This is a genomic window from Niallia sp. FSL R7-0648 (genome assembly GCF_038007005.1).
Taxonomy (GTDB): Bacteria; Bacillota; Bacilli; order Bacillales; family Cytobacillaceae; genus Niallia; species Niallia circulans.
The window spans coordinates 359,413-386,216 of sequence record NZ_JBBOWE010000001.1; the positions used below are offsets into that span (position 1 = coordinate 359,413).

22 protein-coding genes and 3 pseudogenes are annotated in these 26,804 nt (G+C 37.3%); 23 read left to right on the forward strand and 2 right to left on the reverse strand.

Annotated elements, in window-relative coordinates:
* Nucleotides 1-20: 20 nt before the first annotated feature.
* Nucleotides 21-312, forward strand: a pseudogene (locus tag NSQ89_RS01775) (transposase); the annotation flags it as partial.
* Nucleotides 313-573: 261 nt separating this feature from the next.
* Here the strand turns inward: NSQ89_RS01775 and NSQ89_RS01780 are convergent.
* Together NSQ89_RS01780 and NSQ89_RS01785 are read right to left on the reverse strand one after the other, a co-directional pair.
* On the reverse strand, nucleotides 574-1,050 hold the full coding sequence (locus tag NSQ89_RS01780) for a hypothetical protein (protein ID WP_341132140.1): 477 nt from the start codon (nucleotides 1,048-1,050) through the stop codon (nucleotides 574-576).
* 13 nt (nucleotides 1,051-1,063) lie between these two features.
* Nucleotides 1,064-1,843 carry a hypothetical protein gene (locus tag NSQ89_RS01785; RefSeq protein WP_341132141.1) on the reverse strand — a complete coding sequence of 260 codons (780 nt, stop codon included), beginning with the start codon at nucleotides 1,841-1,843 and terminating at the stop codon, nucleotides 1,064-1,066.
* A gap of 571 nt (nucleotides 1,844-2,414) precedes the next feature.
* Between NSQ89_RS01785 and NSQ89_RS01790 the strand changes: the two genes are divergently transcribed.
* The 22 genes and pseudogenes from NSQ89_RS01790 to fni all read left to right on the forward strand — a co-directional run bounded on the left by NSQ89_RS01790 (nucleotide 2,415) and on the right by fni (nucleotide 26,693).
* Complete coding sequence (locus NSQ89_RS01790) at nucleotides 2,415-3,494, forward strand: GntR family transcriptional regulator (RefSeq protein ID WP_341132142.1); 1,080 nt, start codon at nucleotides 2,415-2,417, stop codon at nucleotides 3,492-3,494.
* 455 nt (nucleotides 3,495-3,949) lie between these two features.
* On the forward strand, nucleotides 3,950-8,020 hold the full coding sequence (locus tag NSQ89_RS01795) for a carbohydrate-binding protein (RefSeq protein WP_341132143.1): 4,071 nt from the start codon (nucleotides 3,950-3,952) through the stop codon (nucleotides 8,018-8,020).
* 88 nt (nucleotides 8,021-8,108) lie between these two features.
* Nucleotides 8,109-8,576: a YxiG family protein gene (locus tag NSQ89_RS01800; protein ID WP_061801213.1), complete on the forward strand. Its 468-nt coding sequence runs from the start codon at nucleotides 8,109-8,111 to the stop codon at nucleotides 8,574-8,576.
* A 405-nt stretch (nucleotides 8,577-8,981) separates the two neighbouring features.
* Nucleotides 8,982-9,632, forward strand: a pseudogene (locus NSQ89_RS01805) (SMI1/KNR4 family protein).
* A 301-nt stretch (nucleotides 9,633-9,933) separates the two neighbouring features.
* Nucleotides 9,934-10,722 carry a hypothetical protein gene (locus NSQ89_RS01810; RefSeq protein ID WP_341132144.1) on the forward strand — a complete coding sequence of 263 codons (789 nt, stop codon included), beginning with the start codon at nucleotides 9,934-9,936 and terminating at the stop codon, nucleotides 10,720-10,722.
* 292 nt (nucleotides 10,723-11,014) lie between these two features.
* Entirely contained in the window at nucleotides 11,015-11,323 is a 309-nt protein-coding gene (locus tag NSQ89_RS01815; protein ID WP_047943303.1) for a PTS lactose/cellobiose transporter subunit IIA, read from the forward strand.
* A 58-nt stretch (nucleotides 11,324-11,381) separates the two neighbouring features.
* Complete coding sequence (locus NSQ89_RS01820) at nucleotides 11,382-11,702, forward strand: PTS cellobiose transporter subunit IIB (protein WP_047943302.1); 321 nt, start codon at nucleotides 11,382-11,384, stop codon at nucleotides 11,700-11,702.
* A 165-nt stretch (nucleotides 11,703-11,867) separates the two neighbouring features.
* Nucleotides 11,868-12,371: a hypothetical protein gene (locus NSQ89_RS01825; protein WP_341132145.1), complete on the forward strand. Its 504-nt coding sequence runs from the start codon at nucleotides 11,868-11,870 to the stop codon at nucleotides 12,369-12,371.
* A 21-nt stretch (nucleotides 12,372-12,392) separates the two neighbouring features.
* Nucleotides 12,393-13,748 (forward strand): PTS cellobiose transporter subunit IIC, encoded by a 1,356-nt coding sequence (gene celB / locus NSQ89_RS01830; RefSeq protein WP_341132146.1) that lies wholly within the window; start codon nucleotides 12,393-12,395, stop codon nucleotides 13,746-13,748.
* 157 nt (nucleotides 13,749-13,905) lie between these two features.
* A complete protein-coding gene (locus NSQ89_RS01835; protein WP_341132147.1) occupies nucleotides 13,906-15,342 on the forward strand; it encodes a 6-phospho-beta-glucosidase in 1,437 nt (478 codons plus the stop codon).
* 180 nt (nucleotides 15,343-15,522) lie between these two features.
* Nucleotides 15,523-17,448 (forward strand): BglG family transcription antiterminator, encoded by a 1,926-nt coding sequence (locus NSQ89_RS01840; RefSeq protein WP_341132148.1) that lies wholly within the window; start codon nucleotides 15,523-15,525, stop codon nucleotides 17,446-17,448.
* Nucleotides 17,449-17,617: 169 nt separating this feature from the next.
* A complete protein-coding gene (locus tag NSQ89_RS01845) occupies nucleotides 17,618-17,812 on the forward strand; it encodes a YxiG family protein (protein WP_418789598.1) in 195 nt (64 codons plus the stop codon).
* 212 nt (nucleotides 17,813-18,024) lie between these two features.
* Nucleotides 18,025-18,363, forward strand: a complete 339-nt coding sequence (locus NSQ89_RS01850; protein ID WP_341132149.1) for a PadR family transcriptional regulator — start codon at nucleotides 18,025-18,027, stop codon at nucleotides 18,361-18,363.
* A gap of 1 nt (nucleotide 18,364) precedes the next feature.
* Nucleotides 18,365-18,706 (forward strand): DUF1048 domain-containing protein, encoded by a 342-nt coding sequence (locus NSQ89_RS01855; RefSeq protein WP_341132150.1) that lies wholly within the window; start codon nucleotides 18,365-18,367, stop codon nucleotides 18,704-18,706.
* 278 nt (nucleotides 18,707-18,984) lie between these two features.
* Nucleotides 18,985-19,749, forward strand: coding sequence for an ABC transporter ATP-binding protein (locus NSQ89_RS01860; RefSeq protein WP_341132151.1), 765 nt, complete (start codon nucleotides 18,985-18,987; stop codon nucleotides 19,747-19,749).
* Nucleotides 19,746-20,495, forward strand: coding sequence for an ABC transporter permease (locus NSQ89_RS01865; protein ID WP_047943293.1), 750 nt, complete (start codon nucleotides 19,746-19,748; stop codon nucleotides 20,493-20,495). Before NSQ89_RS01860 ends, NSQ89_RS01865 begins: the two co-directional genes overlap by 4 nt.
* Before the next feature lie 327 nt (nucleotides 20,496-20,822).
* A complete protein-coding gene (locus NSQ89_RS01870; RefSeq protein WP_095333519.1) occupies nucleotides 20,823-21,068 on the forward strand; it encodes a hypothetical protein in 246 nt (81 codons plus the stop codon).
* Nucleotides 21,068-22,413, forward strand: a pseudogene (locus NSQ89_RS01875) (tripartite tricarboxylate transporter permease). The gene NSQ89_RS01870 and the pseudogene NSQ89_RS01875 overlap by 1 nt, the downstream one beginning before the upstream one ends.
* 41 nt (nucleotides 22,414-22,454) lie before the next feature.
* Nucleotides 22,455-23,405, forward strand: coding sequence for a mevalonate kinase (mvk, locus tag NSQ89_RS01880; protein ID WP_341132152.1), 951 nt, complete (start codon nucleotides 22,455-22,457; stop codon nucleotides 23,403-23,405).
* A 22-nt stretch (nucleotides 23,406-23,427) separates the two neighbouring features.
* Nucleotides 23,428-24,417, forward strand: a complete 990-nt coding sequence (gene mvaD / locus NSQ89_RS01885) for a diphosphomevalonate decarboxylase (RefSeq protein ID WP_047943289.1) — start codon at nucleotides 23,428-23,430, stop codon at nucleotides 24,415-24,417.
* A 164-nt stretch (nucleotides 24,418-24,581) separates the two neighbouring features.
* Complete coding sequence (locus NSQ89_RS01890; RefSeq protein ID WP_341132153.1) at nucleotides 24,582-25,670, forward strand: phosphomevalonate kinase; 1,089 nt, start codon at nucleotides 24,582-24,584, stop codon at nucleotides 25,668-25,670.
* 3 nt (nucleotides 25,671-25,673) lie between these two features.
* Complete coding sequence (gene fni / locus NSQ89_RS01895; RefSeq protein ID WP_341132154.1) at nucleotides 25,674-26,693, forward strand: type 2 isopentenyl-diphosphate Delta-isomerase; 1,020 nt, start codon at nucleotides 25,674-25,676, stop codon at nucleotides 26,691-26,693.
* The last annotated feature ends 111 nt before the right edge of the window (nucleotides 26,694-26,804 follow it).

Below are 26,804 nucleotides of genomic sequence, written 5' to 3' on the forward strand. Positions count from 1 at the left end.
TAACGAGAGGAGTTCTGCTCATGTCGAGCGACAATAGTTTATTATATACAAGGTGGAACAGTAAGTATCGTATTTATTCCCAATATACAGAAAGAAAGTAGTGTATGGGAAATTTAGAAAAGATATAGGTGCTATTGTCAGAAAACTATGTGATATGAAAGATGTAGAAATGATGGAAGCACATGCAATCCATTATCATATACACACCAAAATGTCTGTATCGTATTTTATAGGATATTTAAAAGGCAAAAGTTCATTGATGATCCATAATGACATGCGAATTTAGAATATAATCATGGAAACCGAACGTTTTAGGAGAAAGGATATTACGTGAGTATGATTGAATGAAATGAATAAACAATCGCAAAGTATATTCGGAGCAAGAAGCAGGGGTTTATTGAATAGAACGATGATTTAAATTTTGTAGTTAAAGTTATAAAGCGTCTGGGAGACTATTAATCCTACTCTCATAACTTTTGGAAGAAAAAAAGAGACTCAAGAAAGTTGATAGAAGAACATTCTTAAGTCCCTTTTGGTACTTTTGTACTAGTAGTATCTTTAAATAGCTTAATTTTAGTAAAGTGATTCAGCACTTTTTTTCATAAATCTATAAACATCTTTGTGCTCAAAATCATTTTCGTTATAATTTAAGCTGTTACAAGCAAAAAATAAATGCTCTAACCAGTCTAAATCCTGTTGTTTAGTTGCTGAAATACACTCATTTTCTATATAAGGGATAGCAATTTCTTTTCCAAGTTCACGGAAAATTTCAATTGCTTCTAAAGAACCTGGCCAATTTCTGTCCTGTAACAGTCTGGCTAATTTTGGCAATGCTTTCTTATTTTTAGGATAGCCAATTTTTTTTATAACATGTACACCATTTTCCCAGCACTCTTTCCCGTATTTAGGTAAAATCATATCGGTTTTGTCTGGGGGTAAGTTAGCGAGAAAATCAATAGCTACTTCTTGATATTCTTTTGGCAATAGCCAATTTAAGTTATATACGTAATATAAAATTTCTTCATCCTCTATTTCATAACTTTTAGACATAATATATTACCCCTCAATTTTTTGATGAAACAGAAATAGCTTGTAATATACGAGTGAATTTATGTGGTTTCTCATTAGCATTATCTTTCGACTTTATCCACCCAGCCATATCTGCTGAATTTTTTGGTTTTACTGAAACATGGTTGCTACCATCAACTACTGCTTTTAATACTTTAGTATTATTCACTGCTTCTTTTGTAGTGGCAGTGAATTTTCCAGAAGGCATTTTGAGATAATATGAAAGTCCACCTGTATCGGTTTTTCTAGGCGTTAAGTTATAAGCTGTCGAAGAGCCACCTCTATATATAATAGTTGGGTTCTTTTTTTTCAATCTAGTTTCTAATTCGGCTTTTACTTTATCTTTAGATACAGCAACCACTGTTACGATTGTTGCTGCAATAGCCATAGCTACGAGGTGTTCAAAAACCCATGCTGCTACTGGAACTAAAACAATAGGAAGAGCCATAGTAGTTATACCACCAGATTCAGGAGTACTTGGTTTAATAACAACTTGTCCATTTTGCTCTTGTTTTGTCTCTAATTCTTGAATATTTAATTCGCTCCCCGAAACTACATCATAAGCATTTGCTTGATATGTACCATCTTCTTTGTAATAGGTTAGTATATATTCAATATTATCATGAATGCTAGAAAAGGTAAGAGTATTATCTTGATCCTTAAATTCAATATTGTTTTCATCTAAATATAGCTCTAATTCTTCTGTTACCTTGGTATTTTTTACTAAAGAGTCAGCCGAAACTTGAGGTACATTTTGAAATATACCCAGAAACAATATGCTAAAAACTGATAAAAATATGGCAGACCTTTTTAATATTTTCGTAGAAATTCCTCCTAATTTCCTTTTTTTGTAAATTATATTACATTTTTTAATGTGTTTGTAAATTTTATTTCGACATTATTCAGCATTTTATTTGTAAATGGAGGGTTCAAATTGATACGTTTAAAGAGAAGGGTATGAATGTTACTGTTTTTAGTATATAAACGATGTGAATCAAGAGGCATAAGGACAGCAAAAAATAAGGGGAAAAATATAGAAAAGAATTATGACTATTTTTTTGCAAACATAGCCATATCATGATGAATTCATCACCAGAACGTATTTGTTAGTAAATTTATTGTTTTTATCGCCTAAATATAGATCCATTTAAATGAATTTTTATTAAAGTAAAGTAATGATATTATTTATAAAATATAGAATAATGATGCTTGTAGTGCCTTTTTTTCTTTAAAGGTTTATAGTTCTAAAAGTAACCATCTTTCCAACCTCCCCCTTCATCTTTCACACCAAACTTAGTATAGTAGATATATATTTTCCATTATATATACAATAAAACGGCTGGAGGATGAGTACAATCAAAAACGAACCATTATATCAGCAGATTCAAAATAAGATAATAGAGCGGATAAAGGACGGGAAATGGAGAGTAGGAGATAGAGTTCCTTCTGAGAAGGATTTGATGGATGAATTTCATGTAAGCCAGATTACTACCAAGAATGCGTTGGCTGGCTTAGCGGATCAAGGAATTGTGGAGCGGATTAAGGGGAAAGGGACGTTTGTTATTGAAAGTAGTTTAACAGGTTCAATAGCAAGAAACCAAACTTCAAGTGGGTTGATTGGATTAATTATTCCAACGATGAAGACAAAGGTGGAGCAGGATTTTGTCAATTTTCTTGAACAATATGTGACGGAGCAAGGGTATAACTTAGTCATTAAGATTTCTAGAGAATCACAACTAAAAGAAGCGGAAGCTATTGAGACTTTTCGTATGATTGGTGTGGAAGGAATTATTATTTTCCCTGCAGAAAAGGAAATGTATAATGAAGCGGTTCTTCGACTGTCACTAGATAAGTTTCCCCTCGTATTGATTGACCGATATATGAAAAATATTTCTACCTATAGTGTCAGTTCCGAAAATACTCAAGGGGCGTTTGCGGCTATTTCTTATTTGTTGGATAAAGGATATGAACAGATTGGACTTATCTCTCCCTTAATAACAAACACGGTTACGGAAGAAAGAGCAAAAGGATTTGAACAAGCTTTTTTTAGAAAAGAAATTATAATTGATAAAAGCCTTTGGCTAACACTGCCATTTGATAAAATCTCCGTTCAGGAAACGCCTGCAATAATTAAACAATTTTTATTAGAAAACCCGAAGCTAGCTTGCCTATTTACGATGAATGCGGAATTGGCACAGTATGCGCATCGTGCTATTTTAGAAGTTCAAAAAGAGTCCTTGCGTCAAATAGAGTTGGTTACTTTTGATTTTCCTGGAATAGAAGGGATTACCTTTGTTCAGCAGGATATCCAGCAGTGCAGCAAGGATGCGGTGAAGTTATTAATGCAGCAGATGGCTGGAGAATACGAACCAAAACGAATATTTATCCCAGTAAATGTAGTGATTGCCGAAGAAAATAGAAAGTAAGAATGCTACCTGACTATGGTAGTTTTTTTGTTGGGAAAATATCCTCCTCACCTTTTCTCCACTTGCAGTTCTTTCCTTTTTCTTCTAATAAGTAGGACTTTTCCATCAAAAAAGTATAAAAGGTATATTATATACTAAATTTAGTATATTTTTACGAATGAGGATAATATAAGATGTTTGTAAGCGCTTTTATTTTTAAAAAACAACATTAAGTAGATAATTTTTAGATGAATCGTTTTCCTCTCTTCCTATATGATTTCTAAACAATGAGATGGTAATAGTAGATTACATTATCCAACAAAATTTAAGAGAACAGTATTTTACTAGAATATAGGTATTCAGGGTGTACAAAATCAATTTATAACTGATCAGGTATGCCCTTTTTATATAGATGGTATTTCAACAAATATGGGGAGGGGATTATCCTGAAGAAGTTAGTAAAAGTCTTACTGTGTATGAGTTTATGGCTTTCTTTACCGTATGCAGCATTGGCCTACAGTAACCCGATGGATTTACCAGAATCTTGGACATGGGATAGCGGGGAGTATTATGGAGAAGGGGATCCATATATCCTAAAGCATAATGGTATTTATTATCTCTATGTTAGTACCGTAGATGATAAAAGCGGTGTGAAGGCGTGGACATCGGAAGATTTAATGAATTGGACATATGCTGGTCTTGTTACAGAAGAACCTACTACGAAGGCTGCTTATGCCCCGGAAGTTGTTTACTGGAATGGCGATTTCTATATGTATACATCTCCAGGTGGAAATGGGCATTATGTCTATAAAAGTTCAAGCCCTCTTGGTCCTTTTAAAAAACAAACCGATAATCTTGGGATGGGGATTGATGGACATGTTTTTATTGATGATGACGGCAAATGGTATTTTTATAGTACAGGATCAAATAGAATAGATGCACGCTCTATGCCAACGCCGACAGAATTTGGCAAGGCAACGGATACAGGTGCAAAAATGAATGGCTGGACAGAAGGGGCAACCGTACTGAAAAGACATGGCAAATACTATATGACTTATACAGGAAACCATATTTGGAATAAAGCATACCGTATTGACTATGGAGTAAGTGATTCTCCTAATGTTGGTTATACAACGAATAAAGAACAGAATCCACTTTTACTAAACACAGAAGGGGAAAATGTAGGTTTAGGTCATAACACAGTTGTGCGAGGACCAGACCTTGATTCCGACTATATCGTCTATCATAGTCATGCGAACCCAGGGCGTAACATAAACTTCGACCGCATTGCATGGAATGGCGAGAAAATGCTCGTGTTAGGGCCGACAACTTCTGAACAGCCTGATCCTGCTTTACCGGATTTTAGTGATCGATTTAATCGAACCGAACTTGGAGCGGATTGGAAAAATGTAAATGGAGGGAAATGGAGTATCATGAAAGATACTTCTAATTGGCTGGAACAGAAGAAATTGGGTGATGCAAAATGGTCACGACAAGTGAGTAAGGTATCTACAGATAAGGAATATACAGCAGAATTCAATCTGAAAATGGTAGAAAAAGGGGAGAGTGAAAATCCGCGACTTGGTGTAGTTTTCTCCTATAAGGATGAAAAGAACTACGGAACAGCTGTCCTAAGCTCGAAGCATAATCGATTGGAAACTAATTTTGTTGTGGATGGTGAGGAACAAGGCTGGGAGTATGCAGATCTGCCAGAAGGCTATGATTACACAAAGCTACATCAATTGAGAGTAGAAAGGTCGGGAGATACATTTAGAATCTTTGTCGATGGCATGCAAAAGCAAACACGAGAAGTTCGAAATATTGGTGCTGGCAGCATCGGCTATACCACATCAGATGTACATGGAGCATTTGCCTATACAGCTTTTAGCAATAAAGTTGACGGCAGCAATGTCTTTGATGCGTACAAGCCTTTACCAGGGACAATTGAGGCTGTTCATTATAATGCTGGTGGTGAAGGTGTCGGCTATCATGATAAAACAAGGAAAGAAGCAGTTAATGCCTACCGCCAAGATTATGTAGATATTGCTGACGATTCTGACGGCAGTTATTACATTGAATCAAATGAAAAAGGCGAATGGCTGAAATATAATGTAAATATTGCCGAAGACGGCTTATATAATCTGGATTTACGAGTTGGCGAATCCTCCCAAGATGCCAAGATAAGAATCTTGTTAGATGGAAAGTCGGATATAACGGGGGATGTAAGTATTCCGCAATCAACGGATTGGAGAACGTTCTCAATCGAAAAGCTGAAACTACCAAAAGGAAAGCATACGCTAACGATTGAAGTGATAAAGGGTTCGTTTGATTTTTCAAGCTTTAAAGTACAAGGCTATAAAGCAGTTGATGTATTATATGACGATTTTAATGATGGGGATGCTGAAGGATGGGATGAAGTCGAGGGGACATGGAAAGTTGGTCCTTTTGAAGAGCAAAATATTGATTTCGATGAGTATAAACAGGTTCCTGGGGTAATAAATGCAGCCTATTACAATACTGGTGGGGAAGGAGTTGCCTATCATGATACGACACCAGAAAATATTGGTGGAGTATTTAGAAGAGATTCAGTAGATATCCGAACCAATCCAGAAGGCGGCGGCTATGCTGTTGGGTGGAATCAGACTGGTGAATGGCTGAAATACAATGTAAATGTTCAAGAAGCTGGCGAATACAATCTTAAGCTTTATGCTGCAACAACTTTTACAAGTGCAAAGGCGCGTCTATGGTTAGATGATAAAATAGATTTAACCGGCGTATTTGATGTTCCTGCTACTGGCGGCTGGAACAATTGGCAGGCTGTCATTAAAAATGGAATTACGTTGCCTAAGGGAAATCATACTTTGAAACTAGAATTCGTAGAAGGGGAATTTGACTTTACGAAAATGGAATTGTCTTCATTTGATGTTCATCGGCCGCTACCTGGGCTCATTGAAGCGGAAGACTATAACAACGGTGGGCAAAATGTAGCTTATTATGATAAGTCGGAAGGAAATAGTGGGGGACAGTACCGTAATGACGATGTGGACATTCGAAAAACTACCTCAGGGGATTATGCAGTTACCTCGATTGAGACGGATGAATGGTTAACATATGATGTGAATATTTTAGAAGAAGGAAGTTATGGTCTTGATTTATTTGTTTCCTCTGTAAAGGATGGATCGAAAGTAAAGCTTCTGTTAGATGATAAGCTAGATTTAACGGGAGAAATTAATCTGCCGAAAACGGGCAGCGTGGACAGTTGGAAGACTGTATCACTAGAGGATATAACCTTGCCAGCAGGGCAGCATACGTTAAAAGTAGTTGCTATAGAAGGTGGCTTTGAGCTTTCAAAATTTATGTTCCACCAATTTGATCAGTATAAAAAGCTGCCAGGCAGAATAATGGCGGCAGATTATATTACTGGTGGTGAAGGTGTTGCCTATCACGACAACACCATTGAAAATATTGGCGGAGAGTATCGCCAGGATGCAGTCGATATCCGTGTGAATCCAAAAGGTGGCTACAATGTTGGCTGGAATCAAACAGGAGAATGGCTGAAGTATAATGTCGATATCGCAGAAGAAGGCAGCTATGATTTAGCCATAAACGTAGCTACAACATTTAAAGATAGTCAAATCCGATTATGGCTTGATGATTCGATTGATTTGACAGGTGTTATTGATGTCCCTAGCACTGGCGATTGGAATAATTGGCAAAGCGTTATTAAGAAAAATGTTTCCTTACCAGCAGGACAGCATACGATTAAAGTAGAAATAGTAAAAGGCGAATTTGACTTCTATTATTTTGAATTCCTAGAGGAAATCGAAGTACCAGAGCCACAAATAATAGGCGAGTACAATGCAAGTAGCGAAACCTTTGCAAAATCAGTTATCGGTGAAAAAGAGTGGAAGGATTACATTATCGAAGCAGATGTTAAAGTGGCTGAAGGATCCGGAGACGGCGGAGTCATCTTCCGAGTAAATAATCCAGCAAACGGAATTGAGTATAGCCAAAATAATGCTGATTTTATGCAAGGATATGTGGCCTATATAAATGAAGACGGCGTCCATCTTGGAAAGCAAAATTATAATTGGGAGTATCTTGATGGTGCCTCGATCACAGACCCACAAGCTGCTTGGCATCATATGAAAATTGAAGTGATTGGGACAACAATTAAAGTATATGTGGATGATATGGCGACACCAAAGATTAATTTTACGGATAACAGCCGTACTGCCTTTACGCAAGGGAAAGTAGGGGTAAGGTCCAATTATAATAATACCAAGTTTGATCATTTCTTAGTTAGACCGTATCAAGCAGATCATACGTCCATTCAAACATTACTGGATATGTACAAGGAATCAGGTGAATTTAAGGATAGTCTTTATAAGAGCTTAAGCAATAAATTAAAGCAATCCCAAAAACACCTAGAGAAAGGAAAAAACGATCAAGCGATTAAATTTCTCCAAGATATGATCAAGCTGCTTCATAACGATAAAAAGGAAGTATTGAAGGCGGATATAGAAAGATTGATAGAGCACTTGTAAAGTGTGAAGTGGGTGTCAGGCACCGTAAAAAGACAATTGTCTTTTGATGGTGCCTGACACCATTTTATAAAGAAGAGAGGGAGCATAGGTGCAAGATAAAATGAATACAGAAAGAAAATTACAACATTTTTTTTCGGAAATAGAGTCTCTGGCTATTATTGACTTGAATATTAATTACCTGAAAGAAACTATTACCCTTAAATTAATGGGTGATAGAAATCGCAATTTGATTAATATTACGTTTAAACAAGTGTTGTCTTATTATGTATTTCAGGAACCAGCTTATGATACTTTTAGATTAAATGAGTTTGATGAAGAGTCCCATTTATTATTATCAGAATCCAGCTATTTTCCTCAAGGATTTGGTAAAATAATGATTGAAAGCCTTCATAGTGAATTAAAAGCAATAGAAACACTTTCATCAACTACAAATTTTTACTTTCAAGTTAATGATAAGGACTATTTCTTTATTGAAGCTAACGCATTAATTATTAATGAAGAAGAGTATAAAAATTTGATTATTGATGATTCAGAATTAAAAATACCAGTTGATTGAAATCCTTATTCATCGAAGTTAAGAATACTAATGTATTTTGGCTACGTACGGTGTATGAAAGGTTGGTGGGAAATTGGATTGACTTTGTTGTCAATGTCGCTTTAAGTCATTAACTCATGATTTCCGAAGACATAGGTCAAATTAAGAGAAGGTAGATATTTTGATGGAGATAAATTTATACATAAATATTATCTTTACGCACGAGCGCATTGTTACATTGGGACTTTTTGTTAGCCATCTTTGTTGAATTTTCGTCATTCCCCAATTATTTTTACATTTTCTCCTTTTGAAGAGAAATATAATAAGACCCGGATGGGCAGAACCGAATTAGCGTGAGTATTAGAAAATAACAGAAAATTCAAAATGGTTGATATGTTATATTTAAGATAAGGGTGAGATGATTAAATGGATTACGAATTAATTAGATATAGAATTGAGGCTATTACATCTAAGATTAAAGAAATTGGTTGAGAGGTTCAAGAAGTTATTATTGATGAGCCAGCTTCGCTTGAACAAATAATCAAAACAGAGGAACAACTTGGGAGAAAGTTACCTGAAAGTTTCAAGAAGGTTCTTAATGAGTTCTCAAGTAATTTCAGTTTGCGGTGGTTTTTACCTGACAATATGGAGCAACCAAAAGAATTCAGAGAAATATTCTCTGGTACTCCTCACTGGAGCTTAGAACTTCTTTCTCAGTGTGAAGAAGATCGTATGGGATGGATTGAAAATGTTTTTTCTGATCCCGAAGATGAATATGATGTAGTTTGGCATAATAAATTAGCCTTTAGTGAAGTAGGGAATGGGGATTATTTAGCATTTGATATGAGTAACATGGAAGATGCCCCAATCGTATATCTTAGTCACGATAATGGTGAAGGGCACGGTTATATATTGGCAAATAACTTTATTGAATTCCTCAATAATTGGTCAAGAATAGGGTTTGTAGGGTGTGAGGACTGGCAATGGCTACCTTTTACAACAAGTCCTGGAAGTGGAATAGTTGCGGATGGAGAGGAAGCAGGGCTTTTTAGAACTTGGCTAGGATTAGATATATAAATAGTAATAAGAGCATTAAAGTCTAACTCAATGCTCTTTCCTATATTAATTTAATGTTATAATATACTAAATTAATGGTGAATTTAAATATTTAACTTTCCACCGTAAAAAAGTTCCCCGTAAGATTATTCAAAGGCCAAAATAACTTCTTAAATCACAAATAAATCCAGAGAAGCATATACCAACTAAAAGGGATTTTCTAAAGTAAAGCTTGGATAAGACGTTCATCCTAATTGTACAATACGTTACAATAAACGTCACAAGGAATCATATAATTTAAATTAAAGAAGGTTATGTATATATGAAAATACTTTTGAGGCTTCATTTAGTATTTTATATAAGTCTACTCGCATTTATGTTGACAATTCCATATACTTCTATGGATGCTAATATATTTAAAATGATCTTATTTTTAGTAACTCTTAGTGTATTTATACTAATCCTGACTTGCTATATTGTACTTTCTTTTAATAAAGAGATTAAAGCTATTAAAAAGTATATATATGCAAATATAGTAATGATGATCATTGGAATTATTGGTTTCCTTACACTGGGACATGTGTATTACTCAGAAAATCAGGGGCCAATTTTTATGATAATTATTATTGGCGTTCTTTTTATTATATCGCATGTACTGAATCTTCAAATGAAGAGGATAGTTGAGCATTATAATATTGATGTTATTTCAGAAGTAAAATTATTCTACAAAATGGGGAAAATAATAGAAAATACACCAATTTCAAATGCGGCTACTAAGTTAGACCGGATCTCTTACGGTTTCTGTATAGTCGTTTTTATAGCAGAGAATATGGTTATCTATATTTGTGCAATAGGAATCATCTTATTGTTTTCAATAAAGTATCTTAATCAATTAAGAAGGGAGTTTCTAAAAAGTAATTTAGTATCAAAGGCAGAGACTTATTTCTCCATAGTTGCCTATGTTCTTTGCTATCTGATATCCATCTTGTGGCACTATTATTTTCAAAACATTTCTACGATTATTGTTGGACCATTAGGACTGCTTTTCTTAAAAATTTATATACAAAGAATTGCTGTCAAAATATATAGAAGTGGGTGTCAGGCACCGTAAAAAGACAGTTGTCTTTTTGTGGTGCCTGACACCCGTTTTTATGGTAATGGTTTCCGTTGCGCAAAGGAAAGAGTTTAAATTAACTTTAAATTAAATTAGGTATAGTATGTAGTTAAGCAGTTGATAGCAAGAGATGAAATCGCTAACAAACCATTTTTAGTCATCCAGATTAGTCTCTTAATCTTTTAAGCTAGCAATCGATAGAGACTTAAGTCGAATGTACTGTTAGCTTTATCTTTACTGCTAATAGGAGAATTGGTGCACATATTTTTTTACGTAAGGGTGGATTAGCATGAACTTAGAAGAAATTAGTTTTCAAATTATTTTAAATGGAGGAAATGCTCGAGGTTTAGCAATGGAAGCAATAAATGATGCTAAAAGTGGCGACTTTTCTTTAGCAGAGCAAAAACTGGATGAAGCAAATGAAGCCATGCGCGTAGCTCATCGCTTTCAAACAGATTTGATTCAAGGGGAAGCTCGTGGAGAAAAATTTGAAATTCGGTTATTGCTTATCCATGCGCAAGATCATTTAATGAATGCTATGACTGTTGTCGATATGGCAAAGGAATTCATAGAACTTCATAAGAAACTACCTAACTAAGCTGGGAATTTGTTTGATTTTAATCAAAAAATCTTATTAATTATTGGAGGAATATAAAATGAAAAAAGCCCTAATTATTTGTGCAGCTGGTATGTCATCATCACTAATGGCCAAAAAGACAACGGAGTTTTTTAAATCAAAAGGTCAGGATATTGTATTAGATGCTATATCTGCAAATGAAGGCGGTAAGATGATTGAGAAGGGTGAATTTGATCTATATTTAGTAAGCCCGCAAACAAAGATGTATTTCAATAAGCTGAAAGAAACAGGGGATCGTGTAGGAAAGCCGGTTGTTAACATACCACCACAAGCGTATGTTCCAATTCCGATGGGGATTGAAAAATTAGCAAACGTAATTTTACAAGAACTGCCGAACTAAGGGGTTAATGGATAGAAAGAGAAGGAAGCTACTTTAGTTTTTCCCTTTCTACGATGGAGTCCGTTCAATCTAATTTTCACTACAAAAAATGAAAGCGGTATCTATTAGTGGTTTGATAATAAATGAAGAAGCAAATAGCGAAGAACAAGAGAAGGAGGGATTCATATGAATGATGAACAAAGAGCCTTGCTAGAAAAGCAAAGAAAGAAACAAAGTATAAAAACGATGTATTTTAATCGGTATTTACTTGTTCGTTATGTAACTGCCCTATTCTTTTTTACCAATTTATATTGGTTTATTTCGTTGGTGCTAAGTGATTCAAAGCTGTTTTTTATTCCTTTCGTATTATTGGTCTTTATGGTAGCTAGTATTGTGGAGCAAGTGAAGATTTACAGCAGTCCTAGCCATCATCCCAAATTTACAAAATACAGTTTTACGGCTTTGCTCGCTGCAAATGTAATTTGTATAGTGCCTGCTTGTTTTTCTTCTACTTTTGCTTTGCTTTATCCGTTCTTAATTAATCAAGATGAATCTAGAGTGTTCATTCTAACTATTTTAATTTCGGGTATATTATTAGCTGCTTTCATGCTAAAACGTTTGCACAAGATTTGTCTAAATGAAGATAAACACTATAGCCGCATTAAACTATATGAGAAAGTTATTAATTAACCATGGAAAAGAGGAGTTTATATGTCAGTAGAAAATAAAGTATTTGCTCTTTTTGAAAAATATCTCATGGGTCCAATGGGGAAAGTTGCCTCCTTCCGCTTTGTGCGGGCAGTAATGGCAGCAGGGATGGCTTCCATTCCCTTTACTATCGTTGGTTCTATGTTCCTAGTATTGAATGTATTGCCGCAGACACTTACTTTTTTAGAAGGATTTTTCAATAGTACTTTCTTTAAGATTAGTGACTTGTATATGTTAGCAAATAAATCAACAATGGGAATATTAGCACTCTATTTTAACCTTGTCATCGGATATGAGTATACGAAAATTATTGCTGAAGAAGATAACTTAAATTTAAACCCGTTAAATGGGGCTTTACTATCTATGTTTGCCTTCTTTATGACCATTCCTATGCTAGTAATAGACGGTGGGAAAATCTCGCTCATTCATCAAATAGATGATGAGACAACCATTGTAAATGGCTGGCAGATGGTTGGGGATGGTGTGAGTCGGTTAGGTACTACAGGTATTTTTGCAGCAATTATTCTCGGGATTATCGCCGTGCAGTTATATAGATTGTGTGTTAAACAAAATTGGGTGATTAAAATGCCTGAAGCAGTACCGGAGGGGGTATCTAGATCCTTTACAGCATTAATTCCAGCCTTTTTAGTGGCTGTCGTTATCTTGGCTATTAATGGGGTTCTAGTTGCATTAGGTACAGATATTTTCAAAGTAGTAGCTGTTCCATTTAGCTTCGTTGTGAATTTAACAAACAGCTGGTTAGGAATCATGGTGATTTATTTCTTAATCCATGCCCTTTGGATTGTCGGAATTCATGGCGCCAATATTATTGGTGCATTCTTAACACCTATTGTTCTTTCTAATATGCAGACAAATTTAGAGGGAGGGAATATTCCCTTTGCTGGTGAATTCCAGAACTCATTTGTCATTATGGGTGGATCTGGAGCAACTATAGGATTGGTGTTCTTCATTGCCTTTTTAGCTAAGTCACAGCAATTAAAGATATTAGGAAAAGCATCGCTTGCACCTGGTATTTTCAATATTAATGAACCATTATTGTTCGGTCTGCCAATTGTTTATAATCCATATTTGGCAATCCCATTCTTCTTAGCACCAATGGCTTCGGCTTCGATTGGGTATTGGGCGATCAAGCTGAAATTTGTTGATGCGATCATTGCACAAGTACCTTGGCCATCGCCAATTGGTATTGGAGCATTTATTGGTACAGCGGGAGACTATATGGCGGTAATTGTAGCACTAATTTGCGGTATTGTAGCATTCTTGGTTTGGTTCCCATTTATTAAAATGTATGATAACAAGTTAGTAATACAAGAAAAAGGTGGAGAATCAGTATTATAATCTAATAATTAAATTTGGAGAAACGGATGCTTACACGAAAGTAGTTGTCCATCATAGCTCTAAGCATTTAACAGGAAGAAGGCGGTTCTCCAAGAAACGATAGACCGCTTTCTTTTTTTTATTAATAACTTAATATCTTAAATGGAGGAAACTCATTATGTCAAAAACAGCGTTGTCAGAAAATTTCTTATGGGGTGGAGCGGTTGCGGCTCATCAGCTTGAAGGAGGCTGGAATAAAGGGGGAAAGGGTGTAAGTGTTGCGGATGTAATGACAGCAGCAAGACATGGTGTCGCCCGTCAGATTACAGATGGTGTGCTAGAAGGATACAATTATCCAAACCATGAAGCAATTGACTTTTATTCACGCTACAAGGAAGATATTAAACTATTTGCAGAAATGGGATTTAAATGTTTCCGTACATCTATTGCTTGGACAAGAATTTTTCCAAATGGAGACGAGGCAGAACCAAATGAAGAAGGACTGCAATTCTATGATGATTTATTTGATGAGTTATTAAAACATAATATTGAACCAGTCATTACACTCTCTCACTTTGAATTACCATATCATCTTGTAAAAAAATATGGTGGATTTAGAAATAGAAAGTGTATCGATTTCTTCGTTAAATATGCGGAAACGGTATTAAAACGCTACAAAGATAAAGTAAAGTATTGGATGACATTTAATGAAATCAATAACCAAGCAGATACAAGCATGGATTTCGCGAGCTTCACTAATTCAGGAATTAAATATGAGGAAGGGGAAAATCGGGAGCAGACGATGTATCAAGCCTCTCTTTATGAACTAATTGCAAGTGCAAAGGTAGTGAAGATTGGCAGGGAAATCAACCCTGATTTTAAAATTGGCTGTATGCTTGCCATTGTACCTGTTTATCCATATTCCTGTCATCCCGATGATGTTATGTATGCGGCAGAAGCAATGCATAATCGCTGGTTCTTTGGCGATGTACATGTTAGAGGAGAGATTCCTAATTATACGAAGAAATATTGGGAACGCAATGGTTTTGAAATGGATATTACGAAAGAGGATGAAAAGATTCTCAAAGAAGGTACCGTAGATTATATTGGTTTTAGTTATTACATGTCTAAAGTAGTGAGTAGTCGTGAAGTCGAAGGCAGTGAATCTGATGGCGAATTCGGCCACGTTGTTCGCAATCCTTATGTAGAAGCGAGCGATTGGGGCTGGCAAATAGATCCCGTAGGACTTCGCTATTCATTAAATGCTCTATATGAAAGATATAATATTCCCTTATTTATTGTGGAGAATGGTCTAGGAGCAAGGGATACGGTGGAAGAAGATGGATCAATTAATGATGAGTACCGAATTCAATATTTCCGTGATCATATTGCTGAAATGAAAAAGGCAGTCGAATTAGATGGTGTTGACTTAATCGGCTATACACCATGGGGCTGTATTGATTTAGTTAGCGCGGGAACAGGTGAAATGGAAAAACGTTACGGCTTTATTTATGTAGATAAAGATAATGAAGGAAAAGGTTCCTTAGCAAGAAGTAAGAAGAAATCATTTGATTGGTACAAACACGTTATTGAAACAAATGGGGAAGAACTTTGATCTTTTTCGAAGGCATGCCTTCTGTTGTACCTATTAATCTAGCTAGTAGGTCAGGATTTGCTTTCATAGTCTAAATGGAGTTTGCTTTAAACTCCATTTTTTCCTATGTACTGAGCTTAAATGTATAATTTAGTAAGTTGAGTAAAAATGGTCCAATGATTGGACAATGAAGGGAGCTGATTGAAATTGGCTTTACTATCAAGCCGGCAGAAAGATATCTTATTTCTTTTATCAGAATCAAAGGAGCCTGTAACATCAGACTGGATGGCTAAAGAATTGGGTGTCAGTGATCGGACTATTCGAAAAGAAATAAAATTGATGCAGGACACGACAGAGTCATGCGGGACTATAATAGATTCCATTAGAGGAAAAGGCTATGTACTGAATATCGTTAATCCTGCCTTATTTTCCAATACTATTCATGAACATTTTAATGATAAAAAAAAGCTAGTGGATGATTTTGCAGATAAAAATACGAGAGTTCTCTATATTTTAAAGCGTTTATTTCTAGAAAAGGATTTTATTAAACTAGAAAACTTTACAGATGAACTGTTTATATCGATGTCTACCTTGAATAATGATTTAAAAGTAGTGAAGGAGATTCTAGATAAATATAACTTGAAATTAATAAACCGGCCACATTATGGCTCTAAAGTGCATGGTGATGAATATATGAAACGGTTATGTTTATCCAATTTCTTATTAAGTCGTAATCAAGAGACATTTGTTAAAGAAGACTCTCTGCAGCTTATTGATCAGATTCTTTTAAAAAAGATTAAAGAGGTTATCATACAAAAGGTGATTAAATATAAGATTGATATATCTGATATCTCTTTGGAAAACCTAGCTACACATATAGCGATTGCATGCAGAAGAATTCAGGAAGGCTTTGTAATAGAAGAGTTAACAGATGTTCTAGTGGAAGAGTATCCATTTGAAAAGATAGTAGCGGATGAGATTATTAGTAAAGTAGAAGAGTTTACTGGTCTAACGTTTCCTAATACAGAAATAAATTATATTATTGTTCATTTACTTGGAACGAAGCTCTTGCATAAAAGAGAGCTAGTCGAATTTAGTAAGTTTGATGAGGCGGGGACGATCATAAATGAGATGATAGAAAGACTGCGCACTGAATTGAATTGGGACTTTCGCCAAGATCGAGAGTTTATCCAAGCTTTAACCTTGCATATCCGCCCTGCCATGAATCGATTGCGTAATAAAATGAGTATACGTAATCCTTTACTAAATGATATAAAGAGGAAATACCCTGCTGCCTTTGAAGGAGCTATCATAGCCAGCAAATGTATAGAGGAGTACTTAGGGATGGAAGTGGTAGAAGATGAAATTGCTTATATCTCTCTTCATATAGGTGTTGCGCTCGAACGGTTAGAATTAGAGAAGAAGAAAAGGAAAAAAGCAATCATCGTTTGTGCATCAGGTGTGGGGAGTGCTAAGTTACTGTATTATCGCTTGCAAAATAGATTTGAACAAGAACTGGAAATAATAGATACCATTAATTATTATAATTTATCCTCATATGACCTGACGGATATTGAGTTAATTATTAGCACCATTCCGATAAGGGAAGATTTTGGGATACCAGTCCAAGTGGTGAATACTTTCTTAGAGGACAAGGATATACGATCTATTCATGACCATCTAAAAGCTGCTTCTTATAAGGTAGGGAATTACTTAGATGCATCTAGAATTTATCTTCAATTAGACCTGCAAGATAAAGAAAGCATCATAGAATTTCTAAGTAAGGAGTTATACCAATTAAATCTTGTACCAGCAGACTATATGAATCTTGTTTTAGAAAGAGAGGCAATAGCCCCGACTAGCTATGGGAATCTCGTGGCTGTTCCCCATCCCTTGGTTCCCGTAACGCAAGAAACTTTTTGGACAGTGTGCACATTGAAAAATCCAGTCCAATGGAATGAGCAGCAGATGGTTCAGTTTGTCTGCCTATTAAATATTAAAGAAGGAACACATAGTGAATTGGATGGCATGTTTAAAAAGCTAATTTCTATTATCGAAAATAAGGCGATTGTGCAAAAAATCATTAAAAGTAAAGAGGCGGATGAGTTAATAGAGTTACTAAATTGACGAATAAGATCATACTTTGTATTGGTTAATTAAAATTAATATGACGTTTAAACAAGTCATGTCTTATTATATTTATCAAGAACCAGAATCATGATACGTATAGACTGAATAACTAATTTTGATGAGTCTCATTTATTATTAACAGAATTAAGCTATTTTCCTCAAGGATTTGGAAAAAATTATGATTGAAAGCCTAAATAGTGCATTAAAAGAAATGGAAACACTTTCATCTACAACAAATTTCTATTTCCAAGTCAATAATAAAGACAACTTCTTTATTGAAGCAAGCTGTTTAAGTATAAATGGGAAAGAGTATAGAAACTTGATTACAGATGATAAAGAATTAAAGAAACTATTATATTGAATTTTTATCCTTCAGAGCTGAGATTTTCAAAATAATCTTAGCCTTTTCTTTTCATATGACATACCATCATAAAGAAATCTCTTTGCGTCTTGACAAACAAATCTAATATGTATTATTATATACCAGTAATAAGTAATACTTGATATCTGTAACACAATGTACTGATGATGCATAGTATTGAAATATAAAATAACTGTAAGTGAGGTGGAAATGTGGAAAATATTACAGAGATGTTGAAAGGAGTGCTTGAGGGGTGCGTGCTTGAGATTATAAGCCGTGGGGAAACTTACGGATATGAAATCACGCAGCAGCTGCGAGAGCTTGGTTTCACGGATGTAGTGGAAGGGACTGTTTATACGATTACCATGCGGCTGGAGAAAAACAATTTAGTTGATATCGAGAAGAAGCCGTCCAATATGGGGCCGCCAAGAAAATTTTACAGGCTGAATGCAGCTGGCCAAGAGCAGCTTAAAATGTTTTGGGAAAAATGGGAGTTTGTATCAAGCAAAATTAATGAACTTAAAACAAAAAAAACAAAGGAGATGTTGTAATATGAGTATATTTGAAAAGATAATAGGCAGTCTGGAAGAAAAACGGGAATGGAAGGCGATGGAGGCACGTGCAAAAGCACTTCCAGGTGAATATAGCAGCGCTTATAAAGCAATTCAAAAATATATATGGAATGCTGGTGGTGGTCCCACTGATTGGGAGGGCAGCAGCCGCATTTTTAACGGTATTCTCGATCTCTTCGAGGCAGGAGCAGCTGAAGGAAAGAAAGTTACTGACCTTACAGGTGCGGATGTAGCAGCTTTTTGTGACGAGCTAGTGAAGGATGAGGAAACTTGGAATGATAAGTATCGTAAAAAATTAAATGATACTATTGGTCGCGGATAACCGCAATTGTCTATTGAGGTTTAAGCTAATGATGTAAATCCTAAATTTTGGTCGGATTGGCTTCATCCGCAGTATCATGAATAAATCAACATGAAACGATTTTAGCAAGAGTAAACAAAAAGGCTATTATGGACTGGATGGTTGTTGCCAAGGTGAATTGTTAACTATTCAGTTATTTTTTTATATCGGTAGTAAGTGATACAGAATATTAGTCTGACTAAATAGCTGAATGCTGCCAATATAGTTTTAGGTAAGCACTTCTATAAGGAGGGAAAAGCATGAGTGAAACATCAATTTCTGTAAAGGGATTAAAGAAATCCTTTAAAGCCAAAGAAGTATTAAAGGGGATAGATTTTGAGGTGAGGCGTGGCGAAATTTTTGCATTGCTAGGTTCAAATGGAGCGGGCAAAACGACGATAGTTAACATTCTCTCCACGTTGATGAAACCTGATGATGGAAAAGGAAGTATAGATGGTTTTGACATCCATCGTCAACCAGATAATGTCCGTCAAAGCATCAGTCTGACAGGGCAGTTTGCAGCATTAGATGGCATGCTTACTGGTCGTGAAAATCTAATCATGGTTGCAAAGCTGCGGGGAGTTTCTAATCCAGTCCAGACTGCTGACTATTTGCTTGCTAGATTCAGCCTGACTGACACAGCCAACCGGCGGGCAGACCAATATTCGGGCGGGATGAAGCGTAGACTTGACATTGCCATGAGTTTAATCGGAAAGCCGTCTGTCATTTTTCTTGACGAACCAACGACAGGTCTTGATCCTGAGGCGCGGATGGAAGTTTGGGATACAGTCAAGGAGCTTGCGGGCGGTGGTACGACCATCTTGTTAACGACTCAGTATTTGGAGGAAGCGGAACAGTTGGCAGACCGTATTGCCATCTTGCATGGCGGAAAGATTATCACTACTGGTACTCTGACTGAACTTCAAGAGATGTTTCCATCAAGAAAAGTGGAGTATATCGAGAAACAGCCGACGTTGGAGGAAATTTTCCTCGCAATAATTGGAAAAGGAGAGAAATATAAATGAAAAGTAAAACATGGGTATTACTAGGACGGTTAATGCGCAATATTATGCGCAGCCCAGACACGATAATCACAGTGGCGCTTACGCCGATTATGATGATGCTGCTGTTTGTCTATGTATTTGGTGGTGCAATAGAAACTGGTACGGATAACTACGTCAATTATTTACTGCCAGGCATTCTGCTGATGGCAATCGCATCCGGTGTGGCTTACACTTCGCTGCGGTTGTTTACGGATGTGAAAAGCGGGCTGATGGCACGCTTTGTTACAATGCCTATTAAACGTTCTTCGATATTATGGGCGCACGTATTGACTTCAATTATTTCCAATATGCTTACTGTCGCGGTCGTTATCCTCGCTGCGCTTTTGATGGGATTTCGTTCCAATGCGGCTATTATAGATTGGGTTGTGATAGCTGGAATACTTGGACTATTTACACTTGCACTAACATGGCTAGCAGTCATTCCTGGCTTAAGAGCAGGAACTATGGAAGGAGCTACAGCTTATTCATACCCGCTGATTTTCCTGCCGTTTATCAGTTCAGCCTTTGTCCCTACCGAAACCATGCCTAAGCTTATCCGTATGTTCGCAGAGAATCAGCCTGTTACCTCCATTGTAAATGCCATTCGTGCTCTTTTGTATGAAGGCACCGTTAGAAATGATATCTGGATAGCTCTTGGCTGGTGTGTCGGTATCATGGCTATGGCTTATTTTTTCGCTAATAGAGCATTTAAACGTCAGTTAGGGTAACTAACCTAGGGAAGGGATAATGGCTGCTTGCGATTAATTAACCTTAAGAACGATGAATTCACATTAATGATTAAATGTGGTTCATCGTTTTTGTTTTTGAAAAAGAGGTTTCTTTCATATAAAAATATAGAGAAATTGGAGTATCTGAATAAATAATGGTTATAGCATTTACTATTTGTGGTATAACAACCATGAATACATATTTAATTTTCGGAATTTAATTGAGAATCATTTTCAACAGTTGGGATTTAGTGTATAATCTTCGTGGGGAAGCGGAACCTAACAGTATGCTCATTTACGCTCATTAAATACAAGGAGTTTGATTGTATGGAAAATAAACATAATCAAGAGGAAAACGATAATATTGAGGTCTGGGAGGATCTCATCAATATAAAAGATTTAGTGATCGCACTAATAATTTGTAGTATAACGACTATGGGTGCCTATTTTATTGCACCAAATGAGGCACCAAAGCCATTGTTTTTTGGACTTGGCGGTGCCATTATCGGTTTTATTATCTGTAGTTTTATCATTAAGCCAAAAAGAAACTTTGAAAGAACGGGAGAAAAGTAATGGATATCGTATTAATTATTGAGATGATTGCTGCAGCCGTTTTAGCAGCTGTATTGTATACCATAATTGGTGTAGCACCGGGGACAGACGAAACAGCTGTTTTAGCACCGGTAACGCTGGCAATTGTCCTTGCGGGGGTAGAGCCTATTGTGGTTTTAACCTTTTTTATGTCTACAATTGTTGCCAATAAAGTAACAGATTCCATTCCAGTCGCACTTGCTGGAATTCCAGGGGGAGTGATGGCGACCCCGATGGTAGAGCATGCCCTCGTGTTAAAAAAACATGGCATGCCAGATATCAGTATCCGCAAAATGGCATCTGGTTCTGTAATTGGGACGCTTGTAGCGGTTCCAGTGAGCTTATTGATGGCGCAAATCTTAATTCCATTTGCGGATGTTATCAAAGAATACGCAAATCCCCTCTTTTTCATTGGAGCTGTTTTACTGGCATTAATGACGAAAAATAAGCTGTTATCACTTCTAGTGATTCTGCCATTTGCCCTCTTAATAGAAGGCTTACGCTATCTTTATTGGGGAATTGGGGTTGTGCCTGAAGGAACGAATGTCTTCATATCCTTTTTCTTAGGAATTACCATTGGCCCTGTTATTTTGACATTGTTTGAACTATTACATAAAGAAAAACGAGCTAGTATGCCAAGATATCCAAAGAAAACGATTCGTTTTGCGGAAACGAATACCTCTAAAGGTTTTCCAAATCCTTTTAAAATATTGACCAAACAGGAAACGGGAACAAGTATGCTTGCCAGCTTTATTGGCTCTACTTTATTATGAGCCCTGTCGGCATGACGATTTTTCTTGGAGAAGTATTTTCAAGTCGCATCAAGGATCCTGTGAAAAAAGCGTCAGTAGCAATCGCTTCAATGGAAGGATTGACAAATGCTACCTATATTTCTGGAACATTGATTCCTTTGATTGCGCTCGGTATCCCGTTGTCTCCGATGGCGATTGGCCCAGCAAATGCTCTCTTTAACGCACCGCCAGTGTTTACACCAGAGCATAATTTGCATCACCTCTTATCTAATGCAGACTTTGTGTGGGCAACATTAATCGGGGCCACGATTGCTCTTGTAATCACCTATTTTGTTTCAGTGAAGTATGCCAACCAAATCTGTGCCTTTGTGTTTCGCTGGGTTCCCCATGAAGCAATTCTAGGACTATTTTTTGGACTTGTGTTATTATTAGCTTTTATGGACGCTGGTTGGATAAATATTATCGGTGTACTAGTTATCGGTTTATTTGCTGGTATGCTGCACCGCTGGGGCGTCAATTATGGCGTTCAGTTTATGATCCTTTATTCAGCACCGTGGATTATTAGTTGGTTTTAAAAAATCCTAACAGATATATTTCGATGAAAGTGGGGATATCGATGCTTGAAACTCCACAAAAAATTGCGGTAGGCCGAGCACATAGCAAGCTAATTTTAATTGGAGAGCATTCGGTTGTTTATGGACAGCCGGCCATTGCTTTTCCGTTTAAACAAATAGAAGTAAAAGTAACTGTTAAAAATATAAGGGGAAGCTCGATACAAATCGAAAGCCCTTTTTATCAAGGATCAATAGAGCAAATTCCAGAAAAGATGGAGGGAATTGGTGATTGTATTATCCAGACATTAAAGGTTTTGGAGCAGCAGTCTTGCGGTTTAGAAATTAAGATTTCCTCCACGATTCCGATTGGACGAGGACTAGGTTCAAGTGCGGCAATTGCAATCGCGCTTGTTCGCGGTCTTTTTGCCTTTTTCAATCAAAAGCTAAGCAACAGTCAATTAATGATTTTGGTGGAGCGGGCGGAAAAATTTGCGCATGGAACACCCAGTGGGATTGATATGATGACAGCTTCCAGCTCCACTCCGATTTGGTTTCAAAAACAGCAAGAGGTTGAACAAGTGCAAATTGGCGCGCCATTTCATCTGGTTATAGCAGATAGTGGCAGGATTGGCGATACCTTTGCAGCAGTTAAATCAATCCGAGATAAGTATGAAATCAAACCAGAGCAAATAGAGCAATCTATCACACTACTTGGCATATTAACACAAGAGACGCGAGTAGCACTGGCTGCAGGGGACTTTCAACAGGTTGGCGATAAATTAAATCAAGCACACCAGCATTTAGCTTTGTTAGGTGTAAGTGATTCAGGATTAGATGCTTTAGTAGACACAGCTCGATCTGCAGGAGCAGTCGGTGCAAAATTAACAGGCGGCGGCCGCGGCGGCTGTATTTTAGCATTAGTAGAAAGTGAGCAAATCGGAAAAAAAGTGGCTGATGCCTTACTGGAAGCTGGTGCTGCCCAAACATGGCAATACACAATAGCGGAATGCTAGTAATAATGGAGGAGTGTGGTTAATGGAAGCGATCGCTCGAGCTCACACGAATATTGCATTAATCAAATATTGGGGAAAGCGGAATACCCAATTATTTTTACCGACAAATAGTAGTTTGTCGATTACATTAGACCATTTTTACACAGAAACCAAGGTTCAGTTTTCTGACCAGTTTGAAAAGGATAGCTTGATATTAGATGGAAGCCAAGTTTCCGATCAGGAAATTGGGAAAATAACAGCCTTTCTTGATCATGTCCGGAACATTGCAGGCACAAAAGTTTTTGCAAAGGTAACATCGGTGAACCATGTGCCGACAGCTGCTGGCTTTGCTTCCTCTGCTTCGGGATATGCAGCGTTAGCTGCCGCAGCAAGTAAAGCATTACAGCTAGATTTAACAGGGACAGAACTCTCTGCTTTAGCCCGTCAAGGCTCTGGCTCTGCCTCACGCTCTATTTTTGGAGGATTTGTGGAATGGCAGAAAGGCGAGAAGACAGACGGAACGGATTCGTTTGCAACGCAAATTTTAGACGAAAAAGCGTGGGATATTAGTGTCCTTTCTGTTGTAGTGGAAGCTGGTCCTAAATCGGTATCGAGCCGAGACGGCATGCAGCGGACAGTGGAAACTTCTCCTTTCTATGCGGGCTGGTTAGCGACAGTAGCTGAGGATTTACAGCAGATGAAAGAAGCGATAAATGCACGTGATTTTACAAAGCTAGGTGAAATTGCCGAAGCAAATGCAATGAAAATGCATGCTACAACGTTAGGCGCAAAGCCGCCGTTTTTATATTGGCAAAGTGCAACGCTCGATGTTATGCAACAGGTGATGGAATTGCGTCAACAAGGGCTAGAGGCTTATTTCACCATTGATGCCGGACCGAATGTAAAAGTCCTCTGTAAACCAGAGCAAGAACATATAATCAAAGAAAAACTGGCAGCGGTAGCTTCTGTTCGTGATGTAGTTGTATGTCATCCAGGACCTGGAATTCAATATTTATCTGAATGGGTGGGATAATGGTAAAATAAGAAGGAAAAGGGATCGTTAAAGAAAACTTATCTCCTTCACGGAGGAAAGTGGCATTTATCGAGTCTTTACGGACAATTTATCCATACCAGCTCTTGGAGTTACGTCCAGTTAAGCGTGGTATAAATGAGGACTTTTAAAAGGAGTGAGTCCAGATGCATGAAATAAAAGTTCCGGGCAAGCTGTTTATTGCTGGGGAATATGCAGTGCTAGAACCAGGCTATCCAGCAATCGTTGTAGCAGTTGACCGATTTATTACAGCGAAAGTGACATTTAGTGAAAAACAGATGCTGTCCTTGCCGCAAATAGGTCTTCCCCATGTTGCTTGTCGATTCGAGCATGGACAAGTTGTTTTGGAAGATACTAATGCAAAATTGGAATTTATCGAAAACACATTGGCTGTGGTTCATCAGTATTTACGAGAAAAGTCTGTGCATACGAAGCCTTTTTCACTTAGTGTTACTAGCGAATTAGATGATGTTTCCACTGGTCGGAAATATGGCCTAGGATCTAGTGCAGCAGTAGTAGTTGCGGTCGTATCCTCCATTTTAGCACTGTATCAAGATCAACTAATTGTTACGAAAAAACATATTTATAAGCTCGCTGCAATCGCTCATTATCAGACACAAGGCAGTGGATCCTGTGCAGATGTAGCAGCATCGACATATGGCGGCTGGCTTCACTATGCAGCATTTAAAGCAAGCTGGTTAAAAGGAAAGCTTGCAGACCAAGTTTCTATTTCTGAATTGGTGGAAGAGAGCTGGCCATACCTCCAGATAGAACAGCTAGAAGCGCCCGAAGAATTAGTGCTTGCTGTCGGCTGGACAGGCAGTGCTGCGAAAACGGCTTCTTTAATAAAAAAGATTGAACCATTAAAGCAGCAAGATTCCCATATCTATCAAGGATTCCTTCAGAAAAGTCGTGATGCTGTTTCCGCAATGGTGAAAGGCTTTAAACAGAACGATTTAAAGCTGGCGATGGCGAGTTTATCCGCTAACCGGTCTGCTTTATTAGAGCTAAGTCGAGAAACTGGCGGGGCAATTGAAACGACGGAATTAGAAAAGTTAATTCAAATTGCTGATCGTTATGGAGCTGGAAAATCATCTGGTGCTGGCGGCGGCGATTGTGGTATTGCTTTTACAAGTATAAACAAGCTGGAACGATTACATAAAGAATGGCAGGAGGCTGGTATCGTACCTTTAGATATCCTCCCTGCAGCCAAATATAATGAGACTGGAGTTTAGAGAATGACTGATTCAATTGACAAAAGAAAAGCCCAGCATATTGAGTTGGTTTTAAATGAAAAAGTCACAGGAGATAATATTACGACTGGTCTTGAAGCGTATCGCTTTTTACATAATGCCTTGCCGGAAATTAACTTTGATGACATCACATTAAACACAGAGTTTCTCGGTAAAAAGCTGAAGACTCCTTTTTTAGTCAGCTCAATGACTGGCGGGGCTGCGATGGCGGAGACGATTAACCGAAACCTTGCAATTGCGGCAGAAGAACGAGGATGGGCCTTTGCATTAGGTTCCACAAGAGCACTGATTGAAAATGAAAAATATCGGGAATCCTTTCAAATCCGAAAATATGCACCATCCATTCCAATCATCGCCAATTTAGGAGCGGTGCAGTTTAATTATGGTTTTGGAATCGACCAGTGCAAACAAATTATCGAGATGACAGATGCAGATATGCTTGTGCTCCATTTGAATAGTATCCAAGAAATTGTGCAGCAAGAAGGTGATCGCAATTTTAAAGATCTGCTTGGAAAAATCGAGCAAGTCTGTACACAGCTAGATATTCCTGTTGGCGCAAAAGAAGTTGGTTTTGGAATCGATGGCACCATCGCGAAAAAACTGACTGATGTTGGCATCTCCTTTATTGATGTCGCAGGTGCAGGCGGTACATCGTGGAGTCAAGTAGAAAAGCTACGCTCCAAAGAGAAAATCAAGAAAATAGCAGCCGAAGCATTCAGCAGCTGGGGAATCCCAACGGCCGAATGCATTGTTTCTGTTAAGGAAGCAATTGATCAACCGATTATTGCCAGCGGTGGAATCAAAAATGGAATGGAAGCTGCTAAGGCGATAGCACTAGGATCAGATATGGTTGGTTTTGCTCGTTCCATTTTAAAAGAAGCTACTGAATCACCAGAAGATCTAATCGAATTGTTTGAGATGCGAGAACTGGAATTACAGATGACAATGTTCGGAATCGGTGCGGCTACTGTTGGGGAATTGAAGGGAACAGATCGGATTAAGTAGGGAAGCAGGGGATATTTCTTTTGCTTCTTTTTTGACTGTAGGAGGGACAAGGGGTTTGTCCCCTTGTCCCGCTAATTAAATAGATAAATACCCAAAAACCCTTGACATAAA